At 72.3% G+C, this 17,596-nt stretch carries 12 protein-coding genes and 1 tRNA gene; 9 read left to right on the forward strand and 4 right to left on the reverse strand.

What is annotated here, in order from left to right:
• Positions 1-232 precede the first annotated feature (232 nt).
• The gene (locus BUE43_RS26635) at positions 233-1,153 is read right to left on the reverse strand and encodes a sucrase ferredoxin (RefSeq protein WP_234995940.1); all 921 of its coding nucleotides are present in this window, start codon (positions 1,151-1,153) and stop codon (positions 233-235) included.
• A gap of 97 nt (positions 1,154-1,250) precedes the next feature.
• On the opposite strand from BUE43_RS26635, the gene BUE43_RS26640 reads away from it, so the two are divergent.
• The 6 genes from BUE43_RS26640 to BUE43_RS26665 all read left to right on the forward strand — a co-directional run bounded on the left by BUE43_RS26640 (position 1,251) and on the right by BUE43_RS26665 (position 9,553).
• Positions 1,251-1,323 (forward strand) — tRNA-Arg (locus tag BUE43_RS26640).
• A 1,956-nt stretch (positions 1,324-3,279) separates the two neighbouring features.
• Complete coding sequence (locus BUE43_RS26645) at positions 3,280-4,530, forward strand: hypothetical protein (RefSeq protein WP_143174399.1); 1,251 nt, start codon at positions 3,280-3,282, stop codon at positions 4,528-4,530.
• 337 nt (positions 4,531-4,867) lie between these two features.
• Positions 4,868-5,779 (forward strand): SRA domain-containing endonuclease, encoded by a 912-nt coding sequence (locus BUE43_RS26650; RefSeq protein WP_073488462.1) that lies wholly within the window; start codon positions 4,868-4,870, stop codon positions 5,777-5,779.
• 1,259 nt (positions 5,780-7,038) lie between these two features.
• A complete protein-coding gene (locus BUE43_RS26655; RefSeq protein ID WP_083960189.1) occupies positions 7,039-8,136 on the forward strand; it encodes a YVTN family beta-propeller repeat protein in 1,098 nt (365 codons plus the stop codon).
• Positions 8,137-8,193: 57 nt separating this feature from the next.
• Entirely contained in the window at positions 8,194-8,520 is a 327-nt protein-coding gene (locus BUE43_RS26660) for a hypothetical protein (RefSeq protein WP_234995941.1), read from the forward strand.
• A gap of 106 nt (positions 8,521-8,626) precedes the next feature.
• Positions 8,627-9,553 (forward strand): NAD-dependent epimerase/dehydratase family protein, encoded by a 927-nt coding sequence (locus BUE43_RS26665; RefSeq protein WP_073488465.1) that lies wholly within the window; start codon positions 8,627-8,629, stop codon positions 9,551-9,553.
• A gap of 50 nt (positions 9,554-9,603) precedes the next feature.
• Here BUE43_RS26665 and BUE43_RS26670 read toward each other — a convergent pair whose 3' ends face one another.
• The 3 genes from BUE43_RS26670 to BUE43_RS26680 form a co-directional block, all read right to left on the reverse strand.
• Positions 9,604-10,272, reverse strand: coding sequence for a DsbA family oxidoreductase (locus BUE43_RS26670; protein WP_073488468.1), 669 nt, complete (start codon positions 10,270-10,272; stop codon positions 9,604-9,606).
• The gene (locus tag BUE43_RS26675; RefSeq protein ID WP_073488471.1) at positions 10,269-11,183 is read right to left on the reverse strand and encodes an NADP-dependent oxidoreductase; all 915 of its coding nucleotides are present in this window, start codon (positions 11,181-11,183) and stop codon (positions 10,269-10,271) included. Before BUE43_RS26675 ends, BUE43_RS26670 begins: the two co-directional genes overlap by 4 nt.
• 210 nt (positions 11,184-11,393) lie before the next feature.
• A complete protein-coding gene (locus BUE43_RS26680; protein ID WP_073488474.1) occupies positions 11,394-12,788 on the reverse strand; it encodes an FAD-binding protein in 1,395 nt (464 codons plus the stop codon).
• A 489-nt stretch (positions 12,789-13,277) separates the two neighbouring features.
• On the opposite strand from BUE43_RS26680, the gene BUE43_RS26685 reads away from it, so the two are divergent.
• The 3 genes from BUE43_RS26685 to BUE43_RS26695 all read left to right on the forward strand — a co-directional run bounded on the left by BUE43_RS26685 (position 13,278) and on the right by BUE43_RS26695 (position 16,592).
• A complete protein-coding gene (locus BUE43_RS26685; protein ID WP_234995942.1) occupies positions 13,278-14,024 on the forward strand; it encodes an SDR family NAD(P)-dependent oxidoreductase in 747 nt (248 codons plus the stop codon).
• Positions 14,025-14,148: 124 nt separating this feature from the next.
• Positions 14,149-15,798, forward strand: a complete 1,650-nt coding sequence (locus BUE43_RS26690) for an acyl-CoA dehydrogenase family protein (protein WP_073488480.1) — start codon at positions 14,149-14,151, stop codon at positions 15,796-15,798.
• 5 nt (positions 15,799-15,803) lie between these two features.
• Positions 15,804-16,592 (forward strand): crotonase/enoyl-CoA hydratase family protein, encoded by a 789-nt coding sequence (locus BUE43_RS26695; protein ID WP_073488531.1) that lies wholly within the window; start codon positions 15,804-15,806, stop codon positions 16,590-16,592.
• The last annotated feature ends 1,004 nt before the right edge of the window (positions 16,593-17,596 follow it).

Genomic DNA, 17,596 nt, shown 5'->3' on the forward strand with positions numbered 1-17,596 from the left:
CTTCCCCCGAACGGCCATAACCGCCGGGTATAACTCCGCGCACAGTTGTTTCAGTCCTGTTTCACACCGAACATGGTGATCACTGTCTCACCGCTCAGGGCGACGCCTCTGGCTCTGTGTCACCAATCCGTCGACGGCTCCGACGGACGGGGCACCCGGGCTCAGCCAGGGGGCCGACGCCGGCGGCGCCCGGAGCGGGGCGCCAGCGTCGGTGTCGGGGTAGGTGTCGGGATCACGCGGGGACGAGGGACGCCACCTCGACCGCCACGGGCGTGACGGGCGCCTTGCCACAGCTCGTCGGCCTGGCCGGCTCCTGGACGCGCTCCACGAGCCGCGCCTCCCACCCTCGGCCGTCCCGGTGCGCGACCCGGACGACGTGCTCCTGGCCGTCGGCCCACTCCCGCTCGACCACGAGCGCGTCGGCGTCGCGCTCGCCGGTCCGGCCGCGCACCGCCAGCTCGGCGGCCTGACCGAACTTCGACCACGTCGAACGGCCCCGGCACCCCACGGCCGCCACCTCGCCCCCGGCGGTGGCGTGCAGCACGTCCTCGGCGGACTCGACGTCCAACCGGCCGTAGGCGTAGCCCGTGGGCAGCGCCACCGCGGCCGGCGCGAGCCGGTGCCCGCCCGTGTGGGTGCTCTCCCACACCTGCCCCGGGTGGCGCTCGGCCAGGTCGCCGACCAGGGGACGACCCAGCAGCGCGCAGCACCGGTCGCGGCGGCCGTTCGTGCAGACGAGCAGCACCGGGCCGGTGTGGAGCTCGCCGAGCTGCGGCCGCTCCCCCGCGGCCAACGCCGCGAAGTCCAGGTCCAGCAGCTCCTTCGGGTCCGACACGTCCGCCCGCGCCAGCCAGCTCGCCCCGGGCCGCGTGTGGGCCAGGAACACCCGGCGCGGCGCGGGCGGACCGCTGTCGGCGTGCTGCCCGGGCCGGCGGACCAGCACGACCCGCACGCCCACCTCGTCCCCCCGGCGCTGCAGCTCCGCGCCCACCGCCGGGTCGAGGTGGCTCCGCACGAGCGCCTTGTCCCCCCACGGGCCGGGCTGCTCCAGGCACAGCCACGCCGACGCCGTCGGGGCGGTGCCCGCCATCGGCTCGTCGAGCCCGGCGGACAGCACAGCGCAGCTGTCGGCGCTCACCACAGGTCTCGGCACACCGCGAGTGTCCCTCGACCGGAGTAGCGACGGACGACACGCCCCGGATGCCCCCTCCCCTCCGGCGGCCCGCTACGCTGTCCCTCGGTGACCACCCGCCCTCGTAGCTCAGGGGATAGAGCACCGATCTCCTAAATCGGGTGTCGCAGGTTCGAGTCCTGCCGGGGGCACAGGCCAGAAGGGGTGTGGACGGGCTACCGTCCACACCCCTTCCGCATGTCGTGCGACCTCCGTGCGACGAGACTCGCCGCGCCCCGCCTCACGGGCTTCTTCGCAGCTGTCTGCCAGCGCCTAACGGTTCATCTCGGCCGCGATGTCACGATCCCGCTTGCTCGTCACATGCTGGTGGAGCCCCCCTTGCTCTCCTCCCACTTCGTGGCCCACCGCCAGGACGGACTCGGTACCGCGGCGGTACCGAGGTGGCCATCACGACAACTGGGACCACGATGACGATGGATCGTCCTGGCGCGACCCCCTGTCCGATCCCTTGATCCAGCACGGGATGGTCCCCACGCACGCGGGGGTGCGCAGCGGCTTCAGATCCCGCGGATAGTCTTCCTCCGGTCCCCGCCCTCGCGGGGATGTGCCGGTCGATCGGTTGCAGTGAGCTTTGGGTGCGGATGGTTGTCCCCGCGCACGCGGGGGTGGGCTTCGATGTCCTTCTGCATCCGTAGCCGGTCCTCAGCCCCTGCACGTGCAGGAGGCACTTCTTCCGCGCTGGCCGCAGGACTGGCTGAGCGTCACTCAGCCACAAGACCGATGCGTTCTGCCGGAAGCGCACGGCGGACAGCGGGGGCTGGGCCGAGAGGACAGCGCCCCGAAGACGCGTCAGCTTTGAGCAGCAGCTTCCGGCACGCTGGCTGACCAGCTCACGCCGCTACGCGAGCCTCAGTCGTCACGTCACGCTGCGGTGTTCACCCAACCTCCAGATTCACCCGTACGGTTGGCTTTACGTCCGTGCGCACCACTCGAACTCACCCTCTGCGCACTCTACGTAACAGCGTTGCGGGACGCTACGGGAAATTCCCCTCACCCCCCGTTTTTCACTGAAACAGGTGATTTTTCGCAAGCGTCGCCTACCCATCGGATATCAGCTTCACTTCCTGACATCTCAGGAGGACCTCGAAGCTCTCCTGAGCGACGCTGACACCAACCATCACCCAACCGGTGTAATGAATCGCGAACACGGCCCCAGGGGTCACCCAGGCGAAGCACCTGGTCAGCACCTCACGCCAGGCACCTTCGTTTCTCCCGCGAGCGCATCTGCCCATACTTCAGAGCGCCCCTTCCGGCGATTTCCACACACTGCGAGTAACCGCGCCGGGTAATCGACCCCACCTGCTAGCACCCAAGGGGCTGACCCCGCCGACTATCCGGTATAACCGTTCGACGTTGGGGCCACACCGATCAGCGATTACCGAACGGTTGATCCCAGCTGCACAACCGACCAGCGTGAGTGGTCGCTCCCCCTCCCCGTGACGAGGGGAGGGGGCGGTCCTCCGCTCACGGTGCGCGCCGACGCGGCAGTGATGTGAGACCCGAGTCCGCAGCTGGCGCCTACCCAGACAAGTGAAGATTGGAATTTGTTATGCTGATCAACTCCACGTGCCATGCCGTGTCAACCTGCATGCTCACGAATTCCGGGGGACGCGGTCCTACGCGTCCACGTCCGGGGGTGGCATGGGTGGGCGGACGCCGCGAGGCCGGCGGTGTCGACCGCCCCGACGGCGCCGCGTACGAAGCAGCCGTTCCCTCCCGCAGGCACCAGTCCACCGGTGGACACGCAAGTCGGCGCCGAGCACGGCGATGAGGACCAAGACCGACAGCACGGCGGTCCATACCCAGGCCCAAAGGGACATGAACGAGTTCCTTCCGGTCGAGAACGAGAGGGATGCACGCTCCTCGCACGGGGCCATCCGGCCCAACAGGCTGAGATACCTGCGAGCGGCGCGCTGATCCATCCGTCTCGACGACGGCTGCACTCCACACCCCGCTCCGGGGATCAACGCCCCACGTGAGCGCCCATCCAGTCAGCCGTGGCCGCGCTTATCTGGCCACGGCCCGCCCAACGTTCGCCGACAACCCCGACTGTCGGCGCCGGATGCGAAGGGACACCGGCATTGCACGTGGATGCCGACAACCAGGCCGACATGGACAGGCCCAACAGAGGAGGTCGACGCCTGCGCACCGTGCAGCGGATGCGTGAGACCGGCTGCAGCGACGCCACGATCGTCCTGGTCACGCGCCTCCAGCAGCACCTACACGCCCGGTTTGGTCACGCCGGGACACTCCGGGCGCTGGTTGATCACGCCATCACGCTGGGCCTGCACCGCCAGCTCGGCATGCCCGCCGACATCAGGTCGGCCCGGCCAGTCGATCGGGCACGCCACGTCACCCAGGCCGTCAAGCGCCTCTCGGCCCGGCTGGGCAGCCGGCGCCACCCCCGCGGCCCCGAATGGCACTACGTGGAAGTCATCGTCCGCTGCTGCTGCGAAGAGGACATCGAGGGGGAACTAGCGGCCCTGGCCAGCCTGTGGGCCGCTGCTCACGGCGATTCCCCAGTGGACTTCCGGGGTGACGTCCTGCCCACGCCGACCCTGCCGGTGCTGGACGACGACCGCCTGGAGATCACCGCCGAGTTGGTCGTTCGCTGCGCCAAGCTCGAAGCCGACCTCGCGCGCAGCCAAGCCGACAACGCCCTCTACCAAGGAAACCTGGGCACCGCGATCCGGGCCAACCGCGTCCTCACCCGCGACCTCGGACTCGCTCAAGAGGAACTCCAGGCCGCCCAGCACGACGAGCAGCAGGCCAGGCTCGACAAGGAAGTCCTGACGCGGATGGTGACATGTGAGAACCGTCGCCAGGTACGCCTCCAGAAGCGGAACGACGACCTGGTGCGGTTCATCGCCATGTCCCTGGCTATCGCCAACCGAGAAGTCCGCCAGACCAGCACGGCGATACAGCTGATGGACCCTGTCCAGACCGTGGTCGGGCGAGTCCTCGGCGAGGAGGCCGACACCAAGAGCCTCAGTGGCCTGTTGGCGCAGACGGGCCAGCACGTGCTCCGCCTCCGTGTCACGGCCTCACCAGTACGGCGCACGCTGGCTCTCTACCTGTGGATCTGCTGGTACCAGCACGATCCCTCCACCAATCACGCGAGGCTCGCCGAAGAGGTGGGCTTCCCCGTGGAGCCGGTTCGAAACACGTTGACCGCCGGTCTGCTCCACCCGCCGCTGGTGGTCGCCATCGCGGAAGTGGTGGGGGCTGACCGGGACTGGGTCACCCGACTGCTCAAGCAAGCCGGCGTGACGAGCGTCCTGTGGCCCCTTCCCCGTCAGGTCCCCCGATACCAGCAGCCGGAGGGCTACGGAAGCTGAGAACCCGCGGACAACGTACCCGACTGGGGTTGCGAGCAGCGACGATCCTTGCAGACAACCCCTTGCGATCGGCGCCGTGTTGTCACCTGCTCGTCAGCACAAGGCCGACTCCCTGACGATGCCCCGACCTCCGTGGCGAACCATGCGTGGTCGGGGCGTCGGCACAAACCGTCTCTCCTCGTCCCGCCGACGCCGGGAACCTCGTGGTGCGTTCCCTGCGGAGGCGGGATCCCCTCTACGCCTGTCATCCGCGTCCCGGCATGGTGCCTAAACCTCTAGCCCCTTCCAAGATCACCATTTAGGCTCAACAAGAGGGCTAAAAGAGAGGGGTAAACCAGTGCTACCCGGACTGACTCCCGGAGAACGGCTCCCCCGCCGCGAGGTCCACGCCCGCTACGGAGGCCGCCAACAAGGCGGCATCGGTCCCTCCAGCCGCACCAACGTCGTCCTCTTCTTCACCAACCCCGCCATCGGCCAACAACACGGCTACTACGACGGCTGGGACACCAACGGCCTCTTCCACTACGTCGGGGAAGGTCAACGCGGCGACCAGCAACTCACCCAAGGCAACAAAGCCATCCTCAACCACGCCGTCGATGGCCGAACCCTCGAAGGCTTCCTCGCCAACGGTCCCACCGTGACCTACCTCGGCGAGTTCGAACTGGTCGAGCACTACTTCACCGACGCCCACGAGACCGGCGACCCCACCACCCTGCGCCAGGTGGTGGTGTTCAAACTCCGCCCCCTCACCCGCGTCCCGGTCGCGTTGCCGAACCTGCCGTTCAGCCCCACCTCCCAGCCGCGAGTGGAGACGGTGCCGGTCGAGGAACACCACACCGAACGCTCCTTCGTCAGCCCCGACCGTGAGCCCTACGAACTGGAACGACGGGAATCCGCCCTGGTCACCCGTTACAAGCAACACCTGCTCCGTGAAGGGCACACGGTCAGCCGCCTCCGTGTTGTTCCCCCCGGGGAGTCCCAGCCGCTCTACTCGGACCTGTGGGTGGAAACCACCCGCGAGTTGATCGAGGCCAAGAGCACCGTCACTCGCGAACAGTTGCGGATGGCGGTCGGGCAGTTGCTGGATTACGGCCGCTTCGCCGACGCGAAAACCCACGCAATCCTGGTGCCGTCCCGGCCCCGACCCGACTTGCTGGCCTACGTCCACTCCGCGGGCATCAGAGTGATCTACCAGGACAAACATCAAGGCTGGGGCCGCGAAGACCCGCCCGTCGACGAAGCGCCGTAACCGAGTTCCCACAGGGCAAGAGACCCCGGGGGGAGCTCCTGCTGCTTCCGGGTCTTCTCACCCTTCGCGCTCACCTCACGCCAGTTACACGGCGTTGGCCACCACGCCGTAGAGCCGCCTGGCCTCGTTTGTCGCTCAGCCGCACCTTGATGCCCCGGTCGGCTGATTACCTCCGGCCGGGTTGCCGCACAGGGGGCACCGATCGCTGCGCTGCTGCTTTAGCCAACGCCGGGCTCTCGACCGACTCGACCTCCGACACGGTGTGGTCGAGGGGCACGCAGGTCCGGGCTTGGACAAGGGGCGGCCAGGGCCCTTCGCCCGTCAAGCAAGTTCACCCGGCTCCATCGGCACCTGCCCAGATCAACCTGTAACAACGTGAAATCGGGTGTCGCAGGTTCGAGTCCTGCCGGGGGCACAGGTCAGAAGGGGTGTGGACGGGCTACCGTCCACACCCCTTCCGCATGTCGTGCGACCTCCGTGCGACGAGCCGTGTCGCGGCTCCGCCGGCCGCTCGTCATCACTCGTCCCGGCAGAGCTGGAGCGCCGTCCGGGTTCTTCCGCCGTGGAGCACGGCCTGGCGTCTGGACAGGGGTGACGCCGCGCGCGCCCAGTGCCGTGTCCCACGCCCCGACCTGGCTCTCCAGGCGTGCGCGGCGGGTTCCACCTGCTGCGCGGGGGCAGACCCCGGCCGCGCTCCCGGGGTGCCTTCACTTTCTCGTTGGCAATTGACCTTCGTGGTTCCGGTGTCCTGCTCCCCCTGCCGGGCGTTGCTCGGCAGGGGGAGTCGAGATGCGGGTGTGGCTGACGTTGCGCATGGTGGGTTCCGAGCCGCTCCTTCCCGATCGCACCAACGCCGGGGAGGCGGCAGGAAGGCCGTGACGGACGTGCCGTGCGCCGTGGACGAGTCGGGCGGCGGGGACTGCGCAGCCCCTCCGGTCCGCGACGCGCGTTCCGGCGAGCCGGCGTGGCCCGGACGGCGTTCCCCGTCGGGGAGCGGCGACGGGTCGCGGCACCGGCCGGGGTCCCGCCGCACCGCTGGCCGACGGTGCCGGGGCGCCGCGCGCCCGCGCCCACGGGGAGAGGTCGCGAACCCGCGTGCGGAACGCAGGCGAGGGGCACGGTCGGCACCGCCTTCCACCAGCGCCGAACAGCCGATCTGACGGTCCGCGGCGATGCCGTTCGACGCCGGGCGTCACCGCGCCGCCCTGGAAGCCCGACCTGCTCCCGCGGATCGGCAGGACAAGAGAAGGAGTCGCCTCATGAAGGCGCGTACGAGGACGACCCGTCGTGTCACCACCTCCGCCCACCCCCGACGCCGCCGGTGGGTCGGGCTGTCGTTGCTCCTCGCGGTGCTGTTCTCGCTGGCCGGACCGGGGACGGCGCAGCCGGCCGAGGTGCGGCAGTCGGCCACGGTGCGGCCGGCTGACACCACCTCGGCTGACACCACCTCGGCTGACAACGCCGAGGACCTCTTCCCTCCCCGGGTCCCGCTCATCGTGGCCAACAGCGGGTCGGGCGACGTGACCGTGTTCGACACCCGGCTCAACCGGGTCATCCAGACGATCCCGATCCCCGGCGTCCCGGTGGGGGTGGCCTTCCTGCCCGGTGGCCGGTTCGTCTACGTCACGAACGAGTTGACCAACACGGTCTCGGTGATCGACCTGGTGACCAACCAGGTCGTGGCGACCATCCCCGTCGGCTCCCACCCCTTCGGGGTCGTCGCCACCCCCAATCGCGTGTTCGTGCCCAACTTCGGGGACGGCACGGTGTCCGTCATCGACCCCAAGACCAACCAGGTCATCGCGACGATCCCGGTGGGGCGGTTCCCGCACACCCCCGCGGTCACCCCCGACTTCTCCAAGGTCTTCGTCACCAACAACGGGTCGAACACGGTGACCGTGATCGACACGGCCACGCTCCAGCCCATCGCGACGATCCCGGTCGGCCGGTTCCCCTCGGGTATCGCCATCTCGCCCGACGGCAACCGCGCGTACGTCGCGAACACCGGCGCGAACACGGTGACCGTGATCGACATCCCGACGCTCCAGCCCATCGCCACCATCCCGGTGGGCGCCGCGCCGATGGGGGTGGCCTTCGCCCCGAACGGGCTGGTCTACGTGGCCAACGCCGGCGGGAACACGGTCTCGGTGATCGAGCCGTCCACGAACCAGGTGATCGCGACCATCCCGGTCGGCAACCAGCCCGAGGGCGTGGCCGCCGCGCCGGACGGCAGCTTCGTCTTCGTCACCAACGCGCTGGACAACACGATCTCGCTCATCGACCAGGCCACCAACACGGTCGTCGCCACCATCCCGGTCGGCACGGGTCCGGAGGGCGCGGCGGTGTCCCCGCTGTGAGCGGCGACGCGCGGCCGCGCCGCCCGCGGCGTCGGACCGGTCAGGCACGATGCGGGAGTGACCGAACGTGACGCGCTGGCGGAGCCCGACCCGACGCTGGCCGCCCTGGGCCGGATCGCCAGGGACTCCGCGTCCCGGTTCGCCGGGCACAACCTGCGGATCCGACGCAGCCGCGTGGTCCACGCCGTGCGGGCCTACCCGTGGCTCGGCGGGCTGTCGCTGCCCGGGCCGGCCTGCGGCCAGGGCTGGGGCGGGCCGGGAGTCGGCGGGGACCTGCACCCGACGAGCGAGCAGGTGACCTGCGAGCACCAGCGGTGCCGGGGCGCCGCGGCGCCAGGGGTTCCGGCACACCGCGCCCAGCTCGCGCTCGACCTCGGCGTCTAGCCGGGCGGGGTTCCTGACCGGGCACCGCTTCTGATTGAGAACAGCGCCTGACCGAGCACGGCGTCCAGCTGGGCACGGCGTGGGCGGTTCTGCTGGGATGACCGGTATGCGCGTTCTCGTCACCGGGGCCACCGGTTACCTCGGCCGCGCGGTCGTCCGACACCTGGCGCACACGGGGCACCAGGTGGTGGGTCTGGCCCACACCACCCCGCCACCCCCGGTTCCCGACGTGGAGTGGCGGCACGGCGACGTGCTGGACCCCGTCGCGGTGGCGGACGCGTTGACGGGCGTGGAGGCCGTCGTCCACCTGGCCGGGCTGTGCCGGGTGCGGGAGGCGGTGGACCAGCCGGCGCGGTACTTCGAGGTCAACGTGGGCGGCACGGTCGCCCTGCTGAAGGCACTCGACCGGCGGCCCCGCGCGCGGCTGGTCCTCGCGTCCACCGCCACCGTGTACGGAGCGCCCCGCCGACAGCCGGTCGACGAGGACGCCACGCCCGACCCCCGCAACCCCTACGCGGCGTCCAAGCTGGCCGCGGAGCAGGTGGTCGGCTGGCAGGCCGCGACGGGCCGACTGGGCGCGGCGACGCTGCGAATCTTCAACGTGGCGGGGGCGTGCGGGGAGCACGGCGACCCGGACGACACCCGGGTCATCACCCGCGCCTGCGCCGTCGCGGCCGGTCGCATCCCCCACCTCGACGTGTTCGGCGACGGCTCCGCGGTGCGCGACTTCGTGCACGTCGCCGACGTCGCCCAGGCCGTCGCGTGCGCGCTGGACGCGTGCGAGCCCGGCGTCCACCAGGTGTTCAACGTGGGTGCCACCCCGGCGAGCGTGAGCGAGATCGTCACGAGGGTGGGCGAGACCAGCGGGCGCGCCGTGCACGCCGTCCACCACCCGCCGCACCCGGCCGAGGTCCCGGAGCTGCGGGCCGACACGACCCGGCTCAGGGCGCTCGGCTGGACGCCGCTCTGCTCCGACCTCGCCGACCTGGTGCTCGACCAGTGGCGCGCCGAACGCGCCCGCGCGCGCCGGTGACGACCGGGTGGGGGACGAGATGCGCCCGTCCCCCACCCGCCAGTCGAGGATCAGGCGGGCTGCGTCTCCCGCTCCGCCCAGGACGCCTTCAGCAGGCTCAGCAGGGCGTCGGACGTCAACGCGCCGGACCTGACCCGCCGGCCGTCGACGAGGAAGGTCGGCACGGCGCTCACCCCGACCTCCTGGGCCCGCCGCTCGTCCGCGCGCACGTCCTCGCCGTACGCGGCGCCGGCGAGGACCTCCCGCGCCTGGTCGACGTCGAGTCCCACCTCGCCCGCGAGCTCGGCCAGCGTGTCGTGCTCGGAGAGGACCCGGTTCTCCTCGTGGTAGGCGCGGAACAGGCGTTCCTTCAGCTCACTCCGCAGCCCGTGGGTCGCCGCCCAGTGCGTCAGCCGGTGCGCGTCGAAGGTGTTCACCGGCCAGGCGGTCCTCAGCCTGATCGTCAACCCCTCGGCCGCCCCGAGCTGCCCGATGTGCGCGAACTTCGCCAGCGTCGCGTCCCGGTCCATGCCGTAGCCGGCCATCACGTCCAGCAGCGACCGGCCCGGCACCGTCGGCTCGTCGGCCCGGAGCTCGAAGCTCCGCCACACCACCTCGACCGCGTCGCGGTGCTCGAACCGGGCCAGCGCCGTCTCAAGCCGGCGCTTCCCCAGGTAGCACCACGGGCACAGGATGTCCGACCAGACCTCCACCAGCATGCGCGTTCCCCCCTCGCTCATCGGCCGACCACCAGCACGACCTTGCCCCGGCCGTGCCCCTTCTCGATCTCGCGGTGCGCGTCCGCCGCCTGGTCCAGCGGGTACGTCCGGCGCACGTGGACGCGCAGCTGCCCGTTCTCGTACAGCTCGACCAGCTCGGCGAGCCGGGCGGCGCTGCGCTGGCTGCGGATCGCCCGCACCCCCAGCTCCTCGGCGACGTCGAAGGCGACGATCGTGCCGATCCGGCTCCGGTCGGCCACCAGCTCGACCGAGGCCCGCGCGGCCTCCGCGCCGGCGCCGTCCAACGCGGCGTCCACGCCGTTCGGCGCGACCGCCCGCACCCGGTCCACCAGGCCGTCCCCGTAGCTCACCGGGATCGCGCCGAGCGCCCGGAGGTAGTCGTGGTTGCGCTCGCTCGCCGTGCCGATCACGGTGGCGCCCCAGGCCCTGGCGAGCTGCACCGCGATGGTGCCGACCCCGCCGGCGGCGCCGTGGACCACCACGGTGTCCCCCTGGCCGACGCCGATCGCGCGCAGCGCGGTGTAGGCGGTCTGACCGGGGCCGGAGAGCCCGCCGGCCACCTCCCACGGCATGTCCGCGGGCTTGGCGACGATCTGGTCGGCGGGCGCCACGACCAGTTCGGCGTAGCAGGACAGCAACCGGTACCCGAGCACCTCGTCACCCACGGAGAACGCGGTGACGCCCTCGCCGACCTGGTCGACCACGCCGGCGAACTCGTTGCCCGGCGCCTGCGGGTAGCTCGGAACCGTCCCGGGCAGCACGAAGCCGGTGCGCACCCCCGCGTCGACCGGCTGCACGCCGGCGGCGCGCACCCGGACCCGGACCTCGCCCGGCCCGGCCTGCGGGTCGTCGACCTCGGCCACCTGGAGCACCTCCGGCGGCCCCGGGGTCGAGAAGACCGCTGCTCTCATCGTCACGTCCTTTCCCCGCGGCGTGCCGGGCACGCGACGGGAGTCCCGGTGCGGCCAGGAAGCCTGGGCGCTGCTTCCCCGTGATCGGCAGCGCGTCGGGACCGAACGTAGGACGTCGACCTTCCTTGAGGTCTACTCCTCGGGCCTGGTGACGTCGCTCTCAGAGCGAGCGCTCTCGGCGACGGGTGGCGGAGTGCGGCCGGAGGTCGGTCAGGACAGGAAGATCCGCTGTCCCGGGGTGAGCACGTGGTGCGGGTCGTAGCGCCCCTTGGCGGCGGCGAACCGCGGCCACACCGGCCCGAAGTGCGCCTGCCAGTCGTCCCTGGTGAGCGGGGGCGTCCCGGTGGGGTGGACCGCGCCGCCCGCCGCCCGCACCCGCTCGGAGAAGGCGCGGCTGGCCGAGGTGATCCGGGCCATCGCGGCCGGGTCGTCGGGCGGGGCCGCGCGGAGCAGGGCGACGTGGACGACGACCGGCCCGCCCGGAACCCGGAACAGGGGTGTGTTGAACCGGTCCGTCGTGGTCGGGTGCACCACCACGCGGCCGCCCTCACCCACCTCCTCCCCCGTCAGCGTCGCCATGACGTCGGCGACGGCCTCCCCGGCCGAGAGGTCGGGCAGGAACGCGCCCAGCCAGGGGTGCGCCCGAGTCCACTCCCCCGCCGCCGGCGGCTCGTCGCCGTCGCGGCCCGTCCCCGACACGAAGTCCAGGTAGGGCAGGTCCTTGGTCTCGACCTCGCCGTCCCACGGCGCGATGTCGGCGAGCGCCGTCTCGTCCTCGGCCGTCGCCGGGGGCGTGTGGAAGCGGCCGACCTCCAGCACGTACGCCCACCCGCCGTGCTCGTCGGGGCGCGCGTGGCCCGTCACGTGGTCGAACCGGTGGTGGGTCACGAGGCGGCGTTGGGCGGCGAGGAGCCGGCGCGGGTCGCCGTAGTGGAGGCGGTGGCGCCGCACCGAGGACTGCGCGGAGACCAGGCGCAGGGTCGCGCGCACGATCACCACGCACTGGCCGAGCCCGGCCAACGCGGCCTCGAACAGGGGTCGGTCGTAGTTCGGGGAACAGGTCCGCACCCGCCCGTCGCCCGTCACGACCTCCAGCTCCAGCACGTTGTCGGTCTGGAGGCCGTGCAGGTGCGAGGTGCCGCCGACGCCGCCGACGGCGAGCGTTCCGCCCACGGTCAGCTCGACGCAGTCGGTGAGCACCGGCGGGGTCAGGCCGGACGGCACGGTCGCCACGAGCACATCGCTCCAGCGGGCGCCGGCGTCCACCACGACCCGGTCCGGCAACACCTTGTGCACCGTGTCGAGCGTGCGCATGTCGATGACCACACCGTCGCTGACCTGCGCCTGACCGCCCGTCGCGTGCCCTTGACCCCGGGGCGTGGCGCGGAGGCCGTGCGCGGCGGCGAACCGCAGCATCGCCGCCACGTCGGCCACCGAAGCCGGTCGGAGCACGGCCAGCGGGAGCCGGTGCGCGGTGTGCCCGAAGTCGTCGGCCAGGGCGGCGCGGCTGGCCGTGTCCACCACCAACTCGCCGTCCAACGCCGGCAGGGCGTCGACCGGGATCGCCGCCGGCCCGTCGCCCGCCTGATGTCGGATCCTCTCCATGCGGCCCTCCGCTGTTCCCGCCGGCCGCGCCAGGGCCGCGGACCGGCTGTCAAGCAGCCGGCCACCCTCCCGCGCGCGCTGGGCCTGACGGGGCGCTGTGCACGCCGTCACCCGCCGACGGCGCTCTCCCGTGATCTCCACGAGATCGCCGACGTGATCGATCTGACGCCCCGTTTATAGACGGCCCCCCGGTTCCGAAGCAGGACCCGAAACCTGACCGTGCGGGAATAACCACCCGAAGGAATGACAGTGGACGCAATGCGTCACGAAAGGCCCTCGCACCCCGCGCGGAGAACGGCCGCCGCCTCACTGGGAAGAAGGACCCACGTGGGCGGTCACCCGGGAAACCGCGGGTCACACCCGCCCTGCCCGGCACTGCCCCGGCGGGTGACATCCGGAGGTGGCCAGCCCACCCGGCCGGGTGGCGACGACCGCCCCGCGGCTCGCCGGCCTGCGACGATCGGGCGAACGCGCGGGAGTGGAGGTGCCATGTCCGCATCGAGCGCCATGTCCGCATCGGGCACGGAGGGCACGAGGAGCGCGGCGGACGCCGGGGACGGGGTCGTCGTGGTGACCGGGGCGGCGGGCGCCCTGGGCCGGGCGGTGGCGAGAGAGTTCACCGGGCGCGGCCACCGGGTGGTCGGGCTCGACCGCGCCGGCCACCGCTTCGACGAGCTGGCGCACTCCGACGACGTGGTGTTGGGCGTCAGCCTCGACCTGACCGACCGCGACGCCGTGCACGGCGCGTGGGAGCGGATCGACGCCCTGGGGCCGACCGCCGCGCTGGTGGCGGTGGCCGGCGGGTTCGCCTCCGCCCGACTGCCCGACCTCCACCTCGGCGACGTCACGACCATGATGGACACGAACCTGGTCACCGGCCTCTGGTGCCTCCAGGCCGCAGCGCCCCGGATGGTGGCGGTCGGGGGAGGCTCGATCGTCACCGTCGCCGCGCGGGCCGCGGTCGAGGGCGCCGCCCCCGTGGCCTACGCCGCGGCCAAGGCCGCCGTCCTGCGCGTCACCCAGGTGCTCGCCCACGAGCTGCGCCCCCAACGGGTCCGGGTCAACTGCGTGCTCCCGTCCGTCATCGACACCCCGGCGAACCGGGAGTGGATGCCGCGCTCGGCGGTCGCGAAGGCCGTCGCCCCGGAGGCGATCGCCCGGGTCGTGGCCTTCCTGTGCGGACCGGACGCCACGCCGATCAGCGGCGCGGCGATCCCCGTCTACGGCGACGCCTGACCGGCGGGTCCGCGCGGCACGGCGGAACGGCGGCACGGCGGAACGCCCGTCGGTGTTGACCAACCGTCGGGGTTGATCACCTCCGTACGGTGGTTGCCACCGCCGACGAGCCGTTGGAGGAGCCATGCGCGCCACGCACGAGGTCGTCAACCAGGTTCCGCCCCTGGTGGACCACGACGTCGCCGACGACCCGGCGTTGCTGGAGGCGCTGCGCAGGGAGGGCGCCGGGTGGTCCGAGGGCCGCCTGCGCGAGCTGGGGCGCCTCGCCGGCGGCGAACAGGCCCAGGAGTGGGGCCGCCTGGCCAACACCCACACCCCGGTGCTGCACACGCACGACCGATACGGCCACCGGGTGGACGAGGTGGAGTTCCACCCCGCGTGGCACGAGCTGATGGGCGTCGCGGTCCGGCACGGCCTGCACGCCGCCCCCTGGCGGTCCGCCGAGCCCGGCGCGCACACCGCCCGCGCGGCGGCCTTCCTCGTCTGGAGCCAGGTCGAGGCCGGCCACGGGTGCCCGATCTCGATGACCTACGCCTCGGTGCCCGCCCTGCGGCGCGCACCCGACCTCGCCGAGCGCTTCGAGCCGCTGCTCGCCGCCCCGCACTACGAACCGGGGACCCGACCGCCGGAGGCGAAGCGCGGACTCGTCGCCGGCATGTCCATGACCGAGAAGCAGGGCGGCTCGGACGTGCGCGCCAACACCACCCGCGCCGTCCCCGCCGGCGACGGTGGCTACCGGCTCACCGGCCACAAGTGGTTCACCTCGGCGCCGATGTCGGACCTGTTCCTCACGCTCGCCCAGGCCCCCGGCGGCCTGTCCTGCTTCCTGCTGCCCCGGGTGCTGCCGGACGGCTCCCGCAACCGGCTGCGCTTCCAGCGGCTCAAGGACAAACTGGGCAACCGCTCGAACGCCTCCGCCGAGGTCGAGTACGAGGAGGCTGCCGGCTGGCTGGTCGGCGAGGAGGGGCGGGGCGTGCGGACCATCATCGAGATGGTCAACACCACCCGGCTCGACTGCGTGCTCGGGGCGGCGGCGGGCATGCGCCTCGGCGTCGCCCACGCCGCGCACCACGCCGCCCACCGGTCGGCGTTCGGCCGACGACTGGCCGACGCGCCCCTGATGCGCAGCGTCCTGGCCGACCTGGCCGTCGAGTCGGAGGCCGCCACCACCACGGCGCTGCGCCTGGCCGGGGCCACGGACCGCGCGGTGGCCGGCGACGAGCACGAGGCCGCGTTCCGCCGACTGGCGCTGGCCGTGAGCAAGTACTGGGTGTGCAAGCGCGCGGCCCCGCACGCGGCCGAGGCGCTGGAGTGCCTGGGCGGCAACGGGTACGTCGAGGACTCCGGCCTCCCCCGGCTGTACCGGGAGGCGCCGCTGGTGTCGATCTGGGAGGGCTCGGGCAACGTGGCCGCGCTCGACGTCCTGCGCGCCATGGCGCGGGAGCCCGGGTCCGTGGGGGCGTTCCTGGCCGAGCTGGACGCCGCGGCCGGCGGTGACCCCCGCCTGGACGCCGCTGTGGGGCGGCTGCGGCGGGAGCTCGCCACCCTGCCCGCGACGGACGGCGACACCGTGGCGGCGGGCGCGCGCCGCCTGGTCGAGCGGATGGCCCTGGCACTCCAGGGAAGTCTCCTGGTGCGGCACGGGCACCCCGCCGTGGCGGACGCGTTCTGCGCGTCGCGGCTGGGCGACGAGGGCGGCCTCGCCTTCGGCGCCCTGTCCGCCACGGTGAACACCGCGGCCATCCTGGAACGCGCGACGCCGAAGGTGGGGTGAGGCTCGTGGGCGACCCCGCTGCCCGGCCCGCCGTCCGGGTGGAGCGCGACGGCCCCGTCACGACCGTGGTGCTCGCGCGGCCCGAAGTCCGCAACGCCGTCGACGGGCCGACCGCCCACGCCCTCGCCGAGGCGTTCCGGGAGTTCGACGCCGATCCCGAGGCCGCCGTGGCGGTGTTGTGGGGCGAGGGCGGGACGTTCTGCTCCGGCGCGGACCTGAAGGCGGTCGGCACCGAGCGCGGGAACCGCGTGGCACCCGACGGCGACGGCCCGATGGGACCCACCCGGCTCCGGCTCGGCAAACCGGTGATCGCCGCGATCAGCGGCCACGCGGTGGCCGGCGGGCTCGAACTGGCGTTGTGGTGCGACCTGCGGATCGCCGAGGCCGACGCCGTGCTCGGCGTCTTCTGCCGCCGCTGGGGCGTGCCGCTGATCGACGGCGGGACCGTCCGCCTCCCCCGGCTGGTCGGCCTGAGCCACGCCATGGACCTGGTGCTGACCGGCCGACCGGTCGACGCCGAGGAGGCGCTGCGGATCGGCCTGGTGAACCGCGTCGTCCCGACCGGCCGGGCGAGGGCGGAGGCGCACCAGCTCGCCCGGCGGCTCGCCGCGTTCCCCCAGACCTGCCTGCGTCACGACCGGCTCTCCCTGCTCGACCAGGAGGGGGAGCCGGAGGACCGGGCCATGGCCGCGGAGTTCCGGCACGGGCTGCGTTCCCTCGCCGCGGACGCGGGCCCGGGCGCCGCCCGGTTCGCCGCAGGGGAAGGCCGGCACGGCCACTTCCCGAATCGTTGACCGAGGCAGAAAACCAGCAGTCACGGCGGAGTCAGGACAGGTATCGTCAGCTTCCCCGTAAGCGCTTTCCTCCGGCCGCCGAACCACCTGCCGACCGGAGGCAGTGGTCTGGTCCATCAGGTCGCGAGCCGAACGGCCCGCGCCGGTCGTCTCGCGCCCATCCGGGTATCGAGACCCGGGCTGAACAGCACGAATCGGTCGACCGGCGCGTTTCTCACCCCTCCGGGCTACGACCGGCGACCATCGGGACTTGGACGATCGCACGATGCGCGGCCCCGTCATCCCCGGGCAACATGAATGACGTCCACCCGAGCGTCAAGCTCCCCGACGACAGCCGCCGGGTGGACGGCGCGCCGCACGGACACCGGAAGCAGGGGCCGGAGTTCGTACGGACACGCGCCTGGCTGGCGTGAGCACGAGGTGGACCGGTGTACCCCCAGGGCCGGGACCACACCGGCACGTCAGTCCGCCCGCGGTGGCGTCCGGGCCGGCCCGCACGCCGGGCGCCACCGCACCGGGGAGCCTCGTCCTCCGCGCCGACAGCGTGCGCCGGGCTCGCGCTCTCGCAGCCCTGGGACCTCTCCGAGCCGGCATTCACCTGGCTGTTCAACCCGCTTCGACCGCGGGGTCCCGGAACACACGCGACCGGATGTCTCACCCGGCCTCGCCGTCTCCGCGCCTCGAAACTCCACGGCCTCGGATCAGGCTCGACTGGCTCTCCACACCCAGGCCGGCAACCACACAGCCCTTCAGCGCCCGAGGCCGACCCTCAGAGAACGCTCCCGCCAGCACCCTGGCCCCACGTTCTCGGGACAGCCCCCACCCGCCCTAGAGGACAAGCCCCACACCAACAAAAAAAGGGGGGCCACAAGGCCCCCCACACACCCAACAAACCCCACAAACGAGTCATGGCCCGCACCACACGGTGCGGGCCACAACCCCAACAAAAGTTCGGCGGCGTCCTACTCTCCCACACCCCCACGAGTGCAGTACCATCGGCGCTG

This window comes from Streptoalloteichus hindustanus (assembly GCF_900129375.1).
In the GTDB taxonomy this organism is placed as follows: Bacteria; Actinomycetota; Actinomycetes; order Mycobacteriales; family Pseudonocardiaceae; genus Streptoalloteichus; species Streptoalloteichus hindustanus.

Excerpts from the sequence above, each read along its gene's own strand:
- BUE43_RS26665 (WP_073488465.1), top strand. The coding sequence starts at position 8,627 with ATGCGCGTTCTCGTCACCGGGGCCACCGGTTACCTCGGCCGCGCGGTC.
- BUE43_RS26685 (WP_234995942.1), top strand. The coding sequence starts at position 13,278 with ATGTCCGCATCGAGCGCCATGTCCGCATCGGGCACGGAGGGCACGAGG.
- BUE43_RS26680 (WP_073488474.1), bottom strand. The coding sequence starts at position 12,788 with ATGGAGAGGATCCGACATCAGGCGGGCGACGGGCCGGCGGCGATCCCG.
- BUE43_RS26670 (WP_073488468.1), bottom strand. The coding sequence starts at position 10,272 with ATGAGCGAGGGGGGAACGCGCATGCTGGTGGAGGTCTGGTCGGACATC.
- BUE43_RS26690 (WP_073488480.1), top strand. The coding sequence starts at position 14,149 with ATGCGCGCCACGCACGAGGTCGTCAACCAGGTTCCGCCCCTGGTGGAC.
- BUE43_RS26675 (WP_073488471.1), bottom strand. The coding sequence starts at position 11,183 with ATGAGAGCAGCGGTCTTCTCGACCCCGGGGCCGCCGGAGGTGCTCCAG.
- BUE43_RS26655 (WP_083960189.1), top strand. The coding sequence starts at position 7,039 with ATGAAGGCGCGTACGAGGACGACCCGTCGTGTCACCACCTCCGCCCAC.